The sequence below is a fragment of the Burkholderia sp. JKS000303 genome (assembly GCF_002563755.1).
Taxonomy (GTDB): Bacteria; Pseudomonadota; Gammaproteobacteria; order Burkholderiales; family Burkholderiaceae; genus Burkholderia; species Burkholderia anthina_B.
In genome coordinates, this window is sequence record NZ_PDBZ01000002.1 from 459,438 (window position 1) to 473,408 (window position 13,971).

Below are 13,971 nucleotides of genomic sequence, written 5' to 3' on the forward strand. Positions count from 1 at the left end.
GCTCAACCGAGCGCCTGGTTCACGATCGCGAACGTGCGCACCGCCGGGTCGTGCGCGGGCGCCGCGCCGCGCACCATCGCGACGACGGTATCGACGCGCGGCAGCCCGAGCCCCTGCAGCCAGTCCGACAGGCCGCTGTCGCCCGGCACGTCCATGCGCACGAACATCCCTTCGTGCAGCGCGAGCCAGTGGCTGATCAGCGCCTGTGCGCGCAGCGCGTCCGGCGCGATCACCGGGCCGATCACGTGGCCGCGGCCGAAGCGTCGGAACAGCGCGAAGCCGAGCAGTTCGCCGTCGCGGTCGAGCGCGATGCCGTTCGCGACGCCGAGCAGCGCCTCGATCACCGCGTCGCGCGGATAGCCCGCCGCGCGCGATGCGAGCGCCGCGAGGCGCGGGCCGTCGTTCGTGCCGAGCGGGCGCAGGCGCTCGCCCGGCGGCAGCGAGATCAGCGGCGGCCGGAACGCGGCGCCCTGGTGCTGGTCGATCGTGCCGATTGCCTCGAAGCCGAACTTCACGTAGAGCGGTTCGCCGGACGGCGTCGCGTGCAGAAAAATGGTGCGCGTCCCGAGACTGTCGACGACCCGGGTGAGCAGTTCGCGGCCGATGCCGCAGCCCTGGCGCTCGGGCGACACGATGACCATGCCGAGCGACGCGTGCGCGTCGCCGAAGCGCCAGCCGATCGCGGTGCCGACGATGCCGGCTTCGTCTTCGGCGACGAAGCCGTTGCCGAGCTGGAGCGCGAAGCGCCAGTCGTCGAGGCGGTGCGGCCACTTGACCGCTTCGGACAGGCGATGCGCCGCGGGCAGGTCGGCTTCGCCGAAGGGGCGATAAATAAGCGTGCGGGAAGAGTTGAGATCGGACACGCCGGACTCCGGAGGGGTAGGAATGACGCATTTACTCTGCCAGCGCCGCCGCGACCCGGATAGGACGATTCGCCTGTTTTGCGGCGGCGGGGGGGCGCGCCGAAGCGATCGACGCAAATCCGCTCGATTGGCACGCACGAACGCGCGCATCGTGCCGGCGCGCCCCGTCAATCCGACAGCGCCTGCTGTGGAACCCGCACTACGATGAACGTGCCGGTGCCGGTGCCGGTGCCGGTGCCGGTGCCGGTGCCGTTGGCGTTGCCGCCGGCCGGCGGGCCGCATCGCCCGCCGACGCCCGCCGGCCGGGCGGCCCGAGCGCAGCGCGCCGGATGGCACCGCAGATCGTGCCGTGCAGCGCGCCCAACACGCGGCGATTCTGCGTTTTGGGCGGCGCCGAACGACGCGCGCCGGGTTTTTTGCCTTGATTCAATTTCGTACAACCCAGCCCGTCCCCGGCCCTGCCGGGGCTTCACACCGACAGGACGCACCATGATTCAGTTTGAACCGAAGTTCATCACTTTCGACTGCTACGGCACGCTGACCCGCTTCCAGATGGCGGACCTGGCGCGCGAGATCTACGCGGAACGGCTGTCGCCGGTCGCGATGGAGGACTTCGTGCGCGCGTTCGCCGCCTATCGGCTCGACGAAGTGCTCGGCGCATGGAAGCCGTACCGCGACGTCGTCGTCAACGCGATCCGCCGCACCTGCGCGCGCGTCGGCGTGACGTTCGACGAAGCCGAGGCCGAGCGCTTCTATCACGCGGTGCCGACGTGGGGCCCGCATCCGGACGTGCCGGCCGGGCTGTCGCGACTCGCGAAGAAATACAAGCTGGTGATCCTGTCGAACGCCATGGACGAGCAGATCATGAGCAACGTCGACAAGCTCGGCGCGCCGTTCCATGCGGTGTTCACCGCGCAGCAGGCGCAGTCGTACAAGCCGCGCATGCAGGGCTTCGAATACATGTTCGGCAAGCTCGGCTGCAAGCCGGAGGACGTGCTGCACGTGTCGTCGAGCCTGCGCTACGACCTGATGACGGCCGAGGATCTCGGGATCAAGCACAAGGCGTTCGTGAACCGCGGCCACGAGCCGGGCACGCCGTTCTACAACTACTACGAAGTGTCCGACATCGGCCATCTCGCGACGCAGCTCGGGCTGTAAGCGCCCCGTCGGCCGCGCGGCGGCGCGTCGCGCGGTTTGCCGCCGGCCCGCCGCGCTGCCCGGGAAAACCCGTGCGCGCGGCCGGGCGCAGGCGCCGGAACGTCGCGCGAATCTTGCGCGTCGTGCCGCGCGGCGGTCGCGGTTCTTCGGCACTTGCGGCGCGCTTCCGTGGATCGATCGTGAATCGTCCCGGATCGCCCGCAGATCGCCCGCGCCGAATTCGATCGTCTCTCCGGCCTCCGGTGCGAACGCGCCGGCGTCACGCGCAAAGCGCATCACGTCCCGCTCCTTCATGTTGCGCCCGTCAGTGCGCGCCAGGAATTCGAACCTGCAGGTCGCGTACGCGCGCAGGTTCGGCGCCGGCCGAGCCGCGCGCCGTCGCACCGGCCGGCTTCGATGGAACAGGCAATCCTCCGACGAACGTTTCGAGCGCGCGCCCGCACCTCTTCGCCGGGCAAACGGCGGTGCGCCGGGACGCGCAGCAAATCATGCTGCGCAGGCGGTCCAAAACGGTCGAATCGTATCGTGCAGCCGCCCCGAATCGCGACAACCCGCATTTTGGCGATGCTTAAATGAACGTAATACGCATGACGTTGCATTCGCTACCAGCAGGCGAAAGCGGCGAATTTATCGAACCACGCTGGACCCCAGGACCCACTTTCCACAGTCAGGAGCAGTTCGGATGAGCGACGATATCGACAACGGCGGCAATGGCGGTTTTACGCGCCGCGACATGATGCGGGTCATGGCGGCGAGCGGCATGATGGCCGCCGGCGCCGGCGGACTGCTGATGAAGCCCGGCGCTGCATTCGCGGCGCCGGCTCCCAAGCGCGGCGGCAAGATCCGGGTCGCGAACGAATCGAGTTCGACGGCCGACACGCTCGACCCGGCCAAGGGCTCGACGGGCGCCGACTACATCCGCTTCTTCATGTTCTACAGCGGCCTCACGCAACTGGATCAAAGCCTCACGCCGCAGATGAACCTCGCCGAGTCGCTGCACACGACCGACGCGAAGACCTGGATCATCAAGCTGCGCAAGGGCGTCACGTTCCACGACGGGAAGTCGGTCGGCCCGGCCGACGTGGTGTATTCGCTGATGCGCCACAAGAACCCGGCCACCGCATCGAAGGTCAAGCCGCTCGCCGACCAGTTCGCCGACGTGAAGGCGAGCGGCCCCGACGAAGTCACGCTGACGCTCGTGAGCGCGAACGCGGACCTGCCGGTGATCCTCGCGACGCCGCAGCTCGTGATCACCAAGGACGGCACGACCGACTTCAGCAGCGGCATCGGCTGCGGCCCGTACAAGCTGAAATCGTTCAAGCCGGGCGTGTCGACCATCGGCGTGCGCAACGACAGCTACTTCAAGCCGGGCATGCCGTATCTCGACGAGATCGAGCTGATCGGCATCGGCGACAGCGCCGCGCGCCTGAACGCGCTGCTCTCGGGCGACGTGCACCTGATCAACGCGATCGATCCGCGCTCGACGCAGCGCGTCGCGTCGACGTCGGGCTACGCGCTGAAGGAAACCAAGTCGGGGCTCTATACCGACCTGATCATGCGCAGCGACAACCCGATCGTCGCGAACCCCGATTTCGTCGAAGGGATGAAGTACCTGTTCAATCGCGAGCAGATCCGCTCGGCGGTGTTCCGCGGCTACTCGGTGATCGGCAACGACCAGCCGATTCCGCCGGGGCATCGCTACTTCAACGCGTCGCTGCCGCAGCGGCCGCACGATCCGGACAAGGCGAAATTCCTGTTCCAGAAGGCCGGCGCGCTGGGCGTTTCGCTGCCGCCGATGTATGCGACGTCCGACGCGAACGGCTCGGTCGACATGGCCGTGCTGCTGCAGCAATCCGGCCAGAAGATCGGGCTGAACCTGCAGGTGAACCGCGTGCCGCCCGACGGCTACTGGTCGAACCACTGGATGAAGCACCCGCTCACCTTCGGCAACATCAACCCGCGCTCGAGCGCCGACGTGCTGTTCACGCAGTTCTTCAAGTCGGATGCGCCGTGGAACGAGTCGGGCTGGAAGAACGTGAAGTTCGACCAATTGCTGCTCGCCGCGCGCTCGGAAACCGACGACGCGAAGCGCAAGCAGATGTACGGCGAGATGCAGGTGATCGTGTCGCAGCAGGGCCGGGTCGGCATTCCGGCTTTCATCAGCTTCCTCGACGGCTACGACAAGCGGCTCGCCGGTCTCGGTTCGATCCCGACCGGCGGGATGATGGGCTTCATGTTCGCCGAGAACGTGTGGTGGAACGCATGACGTTGCGGCTGGCGGCCGCCATGCGGCCGGTGCGAACCACCGCGCCGGCCGCGCGCGGCCTTTCCGGGAGTGTCGCTTCATGAACCGAATTCTCATCGGCCTGATCGGCCGACGCATCGCGGTCACCGCGCTGACGTTGCTGATCGTGTCCGCGATCATCTTCACCATCACGAATCTGCTGCCGGGCGACGCCGCGCAGGCCGCCCTCGGCCAGTCGGCGACGCCGGAGACGGTCGCCGCGCTGCGCCAGCAGTTCGGTCTCGACATGCCGGCGCACGTGCGTTACGCGCACTGGCTCGTCGGGCTGCTGCACGGCGATTTCGGCCGGTCACTGTCCGGCGACATGCCGGTGTCCGAGATGATCGGCACACGCCTGCCGAAATCGCTCACGCTCGCGGCGATCACGACCGCCGTGTCGGTGCCGATCGCGCTGCTGCTCGGCATCCTCGCGGCCGTCAAGCGCGAGTCGGTGGTCGACCGCGTGATCAGCCTTGGCACGCTGTCGCTCGTCGCGACGCCGGAATTCCTGATCGCGACGGTCGCCGTGCTCGTGTTCGCGGTGAAGCTGCGCTGGCTGTCCGCGCTGTCGTACGGCGGCCCGATCGACAGCCTGCACGATTTCCTGCGCGCGTATGCGATGCCGGTGCTGACGCTGTGCGCGGTCGTGATCGCGCAGATGGCCCGCATGACACGCGCCGCGGTGATCGAGCAGTTGAGCGCATCGTATGTCGAGATGGCCGTGCTGAAGGGCGCGAGTCCCGCGCGCGTCGTGCTGCGCCATGCGTTGCCGAACGCGATCGGCCCGATCGCCAATGCGATCGCGCTGAGCCTGTCGTATCTGCTCGGCGGCGTGATCGTCGTCGAGACGATCTTCAACTATCCGGGCCTGGCGAGCCTGATGGTCGATGCCGTCAGCAACCGCGATTTCCCGCTGGTCCAGGCGTGCACGCTGATCTTCTGCGTCGCCTACCTGATGCTCGTGCTGCTAGCCGACCTGTGCTCGATCGTGTCGAACCCGAGACTGCGGACCTGAGCGCCCCGTCTTCCTTACGAGATGCCCCCCATGCACCCGTCCGAACCCGTACAACGCAGCAGTGCGCTGCCGCCGTCAGGCGATCAGCAACCCCCGTGGGGCGGCGCAACGCCGCCCGCCGCGCCGGCCCCCGAACAGCCGCGCAAGCGCCGCGCCGCGCGCGTGAAACTCACGGCCGGCGGCCGTGTCGGCCTGGCGATGGTCGGCCTGATGCTGTTCATCGCCGTGTTCGCGCCGCTGCTCGCGCCGCACGACGTCGGCGCGATCGTCACGCAGGACGTGTTCGCGCCGTTCGGCGGCAAGCTGCCGTTCGGCTCCGACTTCCTCGGCCGCGACATGCTGAGCCGCATCCTGTACGGCACGCGGCTGACCGTGCTGCTCGCGCTCGCGGCCGTGCTGCTCGCCGCGGTGACCGGCACGACGCTCGGGCTGCTCGCCACGGTGTCGGGCCGCGCGGTCGACGAGACGATGAGCCGGCTGCTCGATGCGCTCACATCGATTCCGTCGAAGATGTTCGCGCTGATGTTCGTCGCCGCGTTCGGCTCGTCGCTGCCGCTGCTGGTCCTGACGGCCGCGGTCAGCTACATGCCGGGCTCGTACCGGATCGCGCGCGCGCTGGCGGTCAACATCAGCACGCTCGAATTCGTGCAGGTGGCGAAGGCGCGCGGCGAAGGCGCGCTGTACATCGCCTGCGTCGAGATGCTGCCGAACATGATCCATCCGATGCTCGCGGATACCGGCCTGCGGTTCACGTTTGTCGTGCTGCTGCTGAGCGGCCTCAGCTTTCTCGGGCTGGGCGTGCAGCCGCCTTACGCGGATCTCGGCTCGCTCGTGCGCGAGAACATCGCGAGCCTCGGCGACGGCTCGGCCGTCGCGATCATGCCCGCGGTCGCGATCGCGATCCTGACGGTGGGCGTCAACCTGATGATCGACGGCCTGCCGCATCGCGGCCGCCGCAAGGGCGCGGCCGGCGCCGCCGGAGGACACTGATGCAACACGAATCGAACCCGCTCGTCGAGGTGCGCGGGCTGCGCGTGGTCGGCGGCCGGCCGGGCGGCGAGGAAACGACGATCGTCCACGGCGTCGACTTCGACATCCGGCGCGGCGAAGTGCTCGCGCTGATCGGCGAGTCCGGCTCCGGCAAGACGACGATCGCGCTGTCGCTGATGGGCCATGCGCGCGCCGGCTGCCGGATCGCCGGCGGCTCGGTGAAGCTCGGCGGCACGGACGTCTGCACGCTGCCCGCGTCCGCGTTGACCGCGCTGCGCGGCCGCAAGGTCGCATACATCGCGCAGAGCGCCGCGGCCTCGTTCAACCCGTCGCGCACGATTCTCGATCAGGTGATCGAGAGCGCGCTGATTCACAAGACGCTGACGAAGCGCGACGCGCAGGCCAAGGCCGTCGAGCTGTTTCGCGCGCTGGCGCTGCCCGAGCCGGAGACGATCGGCAAGCGCTATCCGCACCAGGTGTCGGGCGGGCAGTTGCAGCGCCTGATGGCCGCGATGGCGCTGATCACCGATCCGGAGCTCGTGATCCTCGACGAGCCGACCACCGCGCTCGATGTGACCACGCAGATCGACGTGCTGCAGGCGTTCAAGAGCGTGATCCGGCGTTACGGGATGAGCGCGGTGTACGTGTCGCACGATCTGGCGGTGGTCGCGCAGATGGCCGACCGGATCGTCGTGCTGAGCGACGGCGTGATCCGCGAGGCGGGCGATACCGAACAGATCCTGCATGCGCCGGCGCATCCGTACACGCAGAGCCTGATCGCGGCGGTCACGCCGAGCGAGGCCGAACGCGACGCGAAGCCGGCGCCTGCCGCACCGGCGCCGCTGCTCGACGTGCGCGGCGCGATCGCCGGGTACGGCGGCCGCACCGCGAAAGGCTGGCCCGCGAAAGTGATCCTGCACGAAGTGGACCTGCGCATCGGGCGCGGGCAGACGGTCGGCGTGATCGGCGAATCGGGCTCCGGCAAGACGACGCTCGCGAAGGTGATCGCGGGCCTCGTGCCGGCGACGGGCGGCGAGATCCTGCTCGACGGCGAGCCGCTCGCGCGCGACATCGTCAAGCGCACCAAGGAGCAGCACCGCCGCGTGCAGATCGTGTTCCAGAACGCCGATACCGCGCTCAATCCGGTGCATACCGTCGAGCGCACGCTGGCCCGGCCGCTGGCGTTCTATCACGGGATCAAGGGCGCGCGTGCGCGGCAGCGCGTCGCGGAGCTGCTCGAGCTCGTGCGGCTGCCGCAGGCGGTGGCCGGGCGGCGTACCGGCGAGCTGTCCGGCGGGCAGAAGCAGCGCGTGAACCTCGCGCGCGCGCTCGCGGCCGAACCCGACCTGATCCTGTGCGACGAAGTCACGTCGGCGCTCGATACGGTGGTTGGCGCCGCGATCATGGATCTGCTGCGCGACCTGCAGGCGAAGCTCGGCGTGTCGTACATATTCATCACGCACGACATCGCGAAGGTGCGCGCGATCAGCGACGACATCGTCGTGCTGTACGCGGGCCGCCGCGTCGAAACCGGCAGCCGCGACGCGCTGTGCGCGCCGCCGTACCACCCGTATTCGCACCTGCTCGTGTCGTCCGCGCCCGAGCTGCACGCGGGCTGGCTCGACGGCGCCGCCGAGCGCTGCCACCGGCCGCTGGTGCCGATCGGCGCGAGCGCGGACGACGCCGAGCTGTGCCCGTTCCTCTCGCGCTGCGCGATGCGGGTGGACGGCGTATGCAACCGGACGGCCCCCGCGTTGCGCACGCTCGAAAACGGCGCGCAGGTGCTGTGCCATCGCAGCGAGGAAGACCTCGTGCGCTTCCAGGCGGAGCCGGTGCAGGCCGGCGTCGTACCGGTTCATCCGGTGCGGCTGTAGCGCGCAATGCGCCGGCCGGCCTCGCGCGTGTCGCGGCGGCCGGCGCGCCGCAGAGTCTGCTGCGGCGCGCGTGCAAAACGGCGATTTGTGCGCGTGCCGTGCGCGAATACGCGGCAACTGCGGTTTTTGACGGTGATTAAATGATTCCCATTGAACGGTCGCCGATCGTCGTCGCCGGAAGGCAAGAGAAGAATCCGATGAAATTCGAATCGTACTGGCTGGATACCCGCCCCGCGTTTCGCGCCGGCTGCGAGGGCCCCGTCGAAGGGCGTGCCGACGTGGTCGTGATCGGCGGCGGCTTTACCGGCCTGTCGGCGGCGCTCGCGCTCGCGCAGCGCGGCGTGTCGGTGGTCGTGCTCGAAGCCGCGCAGGTCGCGAGCGAAGCGTCCGGACGCAACGGCGGCCAGTGCAACACGGGCGTCGCGCAGGACTACGCATCGCTTGCCGCGCGGATCGGCCCCGAACAGGCGAAGCAGTTCTATCGCGCGTACGAGAGCGCGGTGAAGAGCGTCGAGACCATCGTCACCGAGCACGCGATCGACTGCGACTTCCGGCGTGCGGGCAAGCTCAAGCTCGCCGCGAAGCCGCAGCATTTCGCGGGGCTCGCGAAGACGTTCGACGCATTGCGGCGCGAGGTCGATCCGGACATCGAACTGATCGAGCCATCGCGGATCCGCGACGAAATCGCGTCCGACGGTTTCTATGGCGGCCTCCTGCAGCGCAACGGCGCGCAGATGCACATGGGCAAGTTCGGCGTTGGGCTGGCGCAGGCGGCCGTGCGCGCCGGCGCGCGCGTCTACGAGCAGGCGGCCGTCACGCAGCTGGAGCGGCTGGACGGCGAGCGCCACACGATCACCTGCACGCGCGGCACGATCGTCGCCGATCGCGTGCTGGTCGCGACCGGCGCGTCGCAGCACGGCCCGTTCGCGTGGTTCCGGCGGCGCATCGCGCCGGTCGGCAGCTTCATCGTCGTCACCGAGCCGCTGCCCGCCGCGCAGTTGAACCGGTTGTTCCCGCATCACCGTGCGTACGTGACGTCGCGCCAGATCGGCAACTACTTTCGCGTGACGCCCGACAACCGGCTGCTGTTCGGCGGCCGCGCGCGTTTCGCGATGTCGAGCCCGCGCTCCGACGCGAAAAGCGGCGACGTCCTGCGCGCCGGCATGGCCGGCTATTTCCCCGAACTGGCCAACGTGCGGTTCGACTACTGCTGGGGCGGGCTGGTGGACATCACCGCCGACCGGCTGCCGCGCGCGGGCCAGCACGAAGGGCTTTATTACTCGATGGGCTACAGCGGCCACGGCGTGCAGATGTCGGTGCACATGGGCCGCGTGATGGCCGACGTGCTGTATGGCGCGGCGGCCTCGAATCCGTGGCGCGAGCTCGACTGGCCGGCGATACCCGGCCATTTCGGGCACGCGTGGTTCCTGCCGTTCGTCGGCGCGTACTACCGGGTGCAGGATTTCCTGCACTGAAGCGGGCGCCGCAGAGGACTCGACATGAAAGCGCATTTCGTTTGTTCGTCCACGGGCGTCGCCGTGCCGGCCGCAATCTTGAAGGCGGCGGCATGAGGACGGCCGGCATGCTCGACCCGTTGCACGATTCGGCCGAAGGCGCGACGCCACGCGCAGCGCGTGGCGCGCGGCCCGTATCGGCGGCGATCGGCGACGTGCTGCGCACGATCGACGCTTCGTTCGCGCAGCCGCTGAATCTCGATACGCTCGCGGCGGTGGCCGGGTTGAGCGTGTCGCGTTTCACCGCGCGTTTTCGCAGCGAAACCGGCCTGTCGCCGCATCGGTATCTGTGCCTCGTGCGGGTGCGGCGCGCGCAAGACCTGTTGCGCGCCGGGCTCGCGCCGTCGGTCGTCGCGACCGACGTCGGGTTTTTCGATCAGAGCCATCTGTGCCGGCATTTCCGGCGGGTGCTCGGGATCACGCCGCGCGACTACATGATCGCGCGACCGGGCGGCACGCCGGCGCGAACATCGTCCACACGCACACGTACCGAACATCGCGCGGCGTCGTGTCACGCCGCGTAGGCGCGAGCGTGCGCGCCCGAGAGGTTTCCGATATCGCGCGACGGTTTTCAGTCCGGTCGCCGCGCATTGCACAGGAGCAGAAATGACCGCAGTTTTCGTGTTGCATCGTGCCGACGGCACGCCTTCCACTACCGCGTTCCGCGAACAGGCGTTCGGCGAGAACGATCCGTTCGCGCTTCATCGGGAGGTGGCGTGGGACGGGCCCGATGCGATGGCCGCCGGGCGCATCCGCTTCGCCGGCGCGCTCGACATCGCGGCGTATCCGCACATCGAAACCCTGGTCGTCGTCGCAGGCGAGCTGACGCTCGAGGCAGCCGGCGCCGCTCCGTGGGTGCTGCGGCCCGGCGAGGGCGTCGCGATCGGCAGCGGCACGGCGCTGCGCGTCAGCGCGGCGTCGCCCGTGCTGCTGACGTTCTGCGCGGCCGCGTGCGCGCAACCGACGAAGCAGGGCCTCTTTCCGCTGCGCGCCGACGCCGACTTCAAGCCGTCGTCGACGCTGCCCGCGGACGTGCTGCTCGGCCCCGCGCCGCAGTGCCGCAGCGACAACGTGTTTGTCGACGACGGCGCCGGGTACTGCGCGGGCACGTGGGATTCGACGCCTTACCACCGGATCGTCCGCCCGCATCGCGTGAACGAATTCATGTTCCTGCTGGACGGCGGCGTGCGCTTCGCCGCACCCGACGGCAGCGTGCTGTCGCTCGGCGCCGGCGACGCGCTGTTCGTGCCGCGCGGCGCATCGATCGGATGGGAAAGCAGCGAACGCGTGGCGAAGTTCTACGTCGTGCAAAACGTCACCGCATCAACCGAACGAGACTGACCATGTCCCCTCCGCTGCGCCATATCGAAACCTCGCCCACGCTGCCGGCGACGGCCGACGTCGTCGTGATCGGCGGCGGCATCATCGGCGTCTTCACCGCTTACTACCTCGCCCGGCGCGGCGTGTCGGTCGCGCTGGTCGAGAAGGGCCGCATCGGCGCCGAGCAGTCGAGCCGCAACTGGGGCTGGTGCCGGCAGCAGAACCGCGATGCGCGCGAGTTGCCGATGGCAAGCAAGAGCATCGATCTGTGGGAGCGATTCGCCGTCGAATCGGGCGAAGACACGGGCTTTCACCGCTGCGGGCTGCTGTATCTCAGCAATGACGAGGACGAGCTGTCGCGCTGGGCCAGTTGGGGCGAATTCGCGAAGACGGCCGGCGTGACGACCTACATGCTCGACAGCAAGCAGGCCGGCGAGCGCGGGCACGTCACGGGCCGGTCGTGGAAAGGCGGCGTGTTTTCGCCGACCGACGGCACGGCGGATCCGGGCAAGGCCGCGCCGGCCGTGGCCGCCGCGCTGATGAAGCTGGGCGGCAGCGTCCACCAGCACTGCGCGGCGCGCGGGATCGAACTCGCGGGCGGGCGCGTGAGCGGCGTCGTCACGGAAGCCGGCGTCATCAAGACCAAAACGGTCGTGCTCGCCGGTGGCGCGTGGGCGTCGTCGTTCTGCCGCCAGCTCGACATCCGCTTCCCGCAGGCGTCGGTCCGCCAGTCGATCCTGAGCGTGTCGCCCGTCGCCCAGCCGCTGCCGGACGCGCTGTATACCTCCGGCGTGTCCGTGACCCGCCGCAGCGACGGCCGCTACGCGCTGGCGATCAGCGGCCGCGCGCGCGTCGACCTGACGCCGCAGTTCCTGCGCTTCGCGCCGCAGTTCGTGCCGATGTTCGCGAAGCGCTGGCGCAATCTGATGCCGGGCGGCCTCGAAGGGGTGCGCGGCGGCCACGAAACGCTGAAGCGCTGGCGCCTCGATGCGCCGACGCCGATGGAGGCGGTCCGCATTCTCGATCCGAAGCCCGACATGTCGGCGGTCAACGAAACGTATCGCCGGGCGGTCGAACTGCTGCCCGAGCTGCGCGAAGCCACGATCACGCACGCGTGGGCCGGGTTCGTCGACAGCACGCCGGACGGCGTGCCGGGCATCGGCGAAGTGCCGGGCGTGCCGGGGCTGATTCTCGCGGCGGGCTTTTCCGGGCACGGCTTCGGGATCGGCCCGGGCGCCGGGCACTTGATCGCCGATCTCGCCACCGGCGCGCCGCCGCTGGTCGATCCGGTGCCGTATCGGCCCGGCCGTTTCGCCGAATCCGCGTGGGGCAAGGTCGCCGATTTTTGATGTGCGGCCGCGACCGTGGTTGCGGCGCCCGAACGATGCGCTTCGATCCGAAGCGCACGCTTGGTATCGACTCAAGGACATCCTGCAATGCATTCATCCGTCAGTTCACTGCTTCATCGCCTGAAGCAGGCCGGCAGGCTCGACCGGTTCTTCATCGACGGCGACTGGGTCGCGCCCGACGGCGGCGACCGGTTCGCGGTCGTCAGCCCGTCGACCGAAGAGACGTTGTGCGAGATTCCGCTCGGGAGCGCACGCGATGCCGATCGCGCGGTGCAGGCCGCGCGCCGCGCGTTCGAGCGCTGGGCGGCGACCGCGCCGCACGAGCGTGCCGCGCTGCTCGACCGCGTGCATGGGCTGATCCTGGCGCGCGCCGAACTGTTCGCCACGGCGCTCGCGATGGAAATGGGCGCGCCGCTCGGCTATGCGCGCAGCGCCCACGTGCCGCTCGCGGCCGAACATATTCGCGTCGCGCGCGACAATCTCGCCAGCTACCCGTTCGTGTCCCGGCGCGGAACGACCGCGGTCGTCCGCGAGCCGATCGGCGTGTGCGCGCTGATCACGCCGTGGAACTGGCCGATCTATCAGATCACCGCGAAAGTCGGGCCGGCGCTTGCCGCTGGGTGCACCGTGGTGCTCAAGCCCAGCGAGCTGTCGCCGCTCAGCGCGCTGCTGTTCGCGGAAGTGATCGCCGACGCGGGCGTGCCGGCCGGCGTGTTCAATCTGGTGAGCGGCAGCGGTGACGCGGTGGGCGCCGCGCTGTCGTGCCATCCGGAGGTCGACATGGTGTCGATCACCGGGTCGACGCGTGCGGGCGTGCTCGTGGCGCAGGCGGCCGCGCCGACCGTCAAGCGCGTCGCGCAGGAGCTCGGCGGAAAGTCGCCAAACCTCGTGCTGCCCGATGCGGACCTGGCGCGCGCGATCGCGCCGGGCGTAGCCGCCGCGTTCCGGAACATGGGCCAGTCGTGCAGCGCGCCGACCCGGATGATCGTCCCGCGCGCCATGCTGCGCAGCGTCGAGGCGCTGGCCGTCGCGGCGATGGAGCAGATCGTCGTCGGCGATCCGTTTTCCGACGCGACGACGCACGGGCCGCTCGCCAATCGCGCGCAGTTCGGCCGGGTCGCGCAGATGATCGACGCGGGCGTCGACGAACGCGCGAAACTCATCGCCGGCGGGCCCGGACGGCCGGCCGGTTGCGACCGCGGCTTTTATGCGCGGCCGACGATTTTTTCCGATGTGCGCACCGACATGACGATTGCGCAGCAGGAGATCTTCGGTCCGGTCCTCGCGATCCTCCCTTACGATACCGTCGACGAGGCCGTCGCGATCGCGAACGACACGGTCTACGGGCTGGGTGCGCACGTGCAGGGCACCGACAAGGAACGCGTGCGCGCGGTGGCGGCACGCATCCGGTCGGGCCAGGTGCATCTGAACTACCCGGCATGGGACCCGCAGGCCCCGTTCGGCGGATACAAGCAGTCGGGCAACGGTCGCGAGTACGGGATCGAGGGCATGGAGGAGTACATGGAGGTCAAGTCGATCGTGGGCTTCTACGATTGATGCAGCGCACTGCGGCTATCGTCGCGGTTTGAACCGGTTTGTTTTGC

Annotated in this window: 12 protein-coding genes; 10 read left to right on the forward strand and 2 right to left on the reverse strand. The window is 69.3% G+C overall.

The features are described from left to right. Nucleotides 1-2: 2 nt before the first annotated feature. The gene (locus BX604_RS24105; RefSeq protein ID WP_098553355.1) at nt 3-863 is read right to left on the reverse strand and encodes a GNAT family N-acetyltransferase; all 861 of its coding nucleotides are present in this window, start codon (nt 861-863) and stop codon (nt 3-5) included. Between the two features lie 167 nt (nt 864-1,030). Beyond that, on the reverse strand, nt 1,031-1,303 hold the full coding sequence (locus BX604_RS39090; protein ID WP_179894867.1) for a hypothetical protein: 273 nt from the start codon (nt 1,301-1,303) through the stop codon (nt 1,031-1,033). A 49-nt stretch (nt 1,304-1,352) separates the two neighbouring features. On the opposite strand from BX604_RS39090, the gene BX604_RS24110 reads away from it, so the two are divergent. The 10 genes from BX604_RS24110 (at nt 1,353) to BX604_RS24155 (ending at nt 13,924) form a co-directional block, all read left to right on the forward strand. Next, entirely contained in the window at nt 1,353-2,021 is a 669-nt protein-coding gene (locus BX604_RS24110; RefSeq protein ID WP_098553356.1) for a haloacid dehalogenase type II, read from the forward strand. A gap of 682 nt (nt 2,022-2,703) precedes the next feature. Then, nucleotides 2,704-4,287: an ABC transporter substrate-binding protein gene (locus BX604_RS24115; RefSeq protein WP_098553357.1), complete on the forward strand. Its 1,584-nt coding sequence runs from the start codon at nt 2,704-2,706 to the stop codon at nt 4,285-4,287. A 79-nt stretch (nt 4,288-4,366) separates the two neighbouring features. Next, complete coding sequence (locus tag BX604_RS24120) at nt 4,367-5,320, forward strand: ABC transporter permease (protein WP_098553358.1); 954 nt, start codon at nt 4,367-4,369, stop codon at nt 5,318-5,320. Between the two features lie 30 nt (nt 5,321-5,350). Further along, nucleotides 5,351-6,310, forward strand: a complete 960-nt coding sequence (locus tag BX604_RS24125; RefSeq protein WP_098553359.1) for an ABC transporter permease — start codon at nt 5,351-5,353, stop codon at nt 6,308-6,310. Further along, a complete protein-coding gene (locus tag BX604_RS24130; RefSeq protein WP_098553360.1) occupies nt 6,310-8,184 on the forward strand; it encodes an ABC transporter ATP-binding protein in 1,875 nt (624 codons plus the stop codon). The genes BX604_RS24125 and BX604_RS24130 overlap by 1 nt, the downstream gene beginning before the upstream one ends. A 197-nt stretch (nt 8,185-8,381) precedes the next feature. Beyond that, complete coding sequence (locus tag BX604_RS24135) at nt 8,382-9,659, forward strand: NAD(P)/FAD-dependent oxidoreductase (RefSeq protein WP_098554018.1); 1,278 nt, start codon at nt 8,382-8,384, stop codon at nt 9,657-9,659. Nucleotides 9,660-9,766: 107 nt separating this feature from the next. Continuing rightward, nucleotides 9,767-10,222 carry a helix-turn-helix domain-containing protein gene (locus BX604_RS24140; RefSeq protein ID WP_098554019.1) on the forward strand — a complete coding sequence of 152 codons (456 nt, stop codon included), beginning with the start codon at nt 9,767-9,769 and terminating at the stop codon, nt 10,220-10,222. Nucleotides 10,223-10,304: 82 nt separating this feature from the next. Then, nucleotides 10,305-11,039 carry a cupin domain-containing protein gene (locus BX604_RS24145; RefSeq protein WP_098553361.1) on the forward strand — a complete coding sequence of 245 codons (735 nt, stop codon included), beginning with the start codon at nt 10,305-10,307 and terminating at the stop codon, nt 11,037-11,039. Between the two features lie 2 nt (nt 11,040-11,041). Continuing rightward, a complete protein-coding gene (locus tag BX604_RS24150) occupies nt 11,042-12,367 on the forward strand; it encodes an NAD(P)/FAD-dependent oxidoreductase (protein WP_098553362.1) in 1,326 nt (441 codons plus the stop codon). A gap of 87 nt (nt 12,368-12,454) precedes the next feature. Continuing rightward, nucleotides 12,455-13,924, forward strand: coding sequence for an aldehyde dehydrogenase family protein (locus BX604_RS24155; protein WP_098553363.1), 1,470 nt, complete (start codon nt 12,455-12,457; stop codon nt 13,922-13,924). Nucleotides 13,925-13,971: the final 47 nt, after the last annotated feature.

Excerpts from the sequence above, each read along its gene's own strand:
- BX604_RS24125 (WP_098553359.1), top strand. The coding sequence starts at position 5,351 with ATGCACCCGTCCGAACCCGTACAACGCAGCAGTGCGCTGCCGCCGTCA.
- BX604_RS24110 (WP_098553356.1), top strand. The coding sequence starts at position 1,353 with ATGATTCAGTTTGAACCGAAGTTCATCACTTTCGACTGCTACGGCACG.
- BX604_RS24150 (WP_098553362.1), top strand. The coding sequence starts at position 11,042 with ATGTCCCCTCCGCTGCGCCATATCGAAACCTCGCCCACGCTGCCGGCG.
- BX604_RS24130 (WP_098553360.1), top strand. The coding sequence starts at position 6,310 with ATGCAACACGAATCGAACCCGCTCGTCGAGGTGCGCGGGCTGCGCGTG.
- BX604_RS24115 (WP_098553357.1), top strand. The coding sequence starts at position 2,704 with ATGAGCGACGATATCGACAACGGCGGCAATGGCGGTTTTACGCGCCGC.
- BX604_RS24135 (WP_098554018.1), top strand. The coding sequence starts at position 8,382 with ATGAAATTCGAATCGTACTGGCTGGATACCCGCCCCGCGTTTCGCGCC.
- BX604_RS24120 (WP_098553358.1), top strand. The coding sequence starts at position 4,367 with ATGAACCGAATTCTCATCGGCCTGATCGGCCGACGCATCGCGGTCACC.
- BX604_RS24155 (WP_098553363.1), top strand. The coding sequence starts at position 12,455 with ATGCATTCATCCGTCAGTTCACTGCTTCATCGCCTGAAGCAGGCCGGC.
- BX604_RS24140 (WP_098554019.1), top strand. The coding sequence starts at position 9,767 with ATGCTCGACCCGTTGCACGATTCGGCCGAAGGCGCGACGCCACGCGCA.
- BX604_RS24145 (WP_098553361.1), top strand. The coding sequence starts at position 10,305 with ATGACCGCAGTTTTCGTGTTGCATCGTGCCGACGGCACGCCTTCCACT.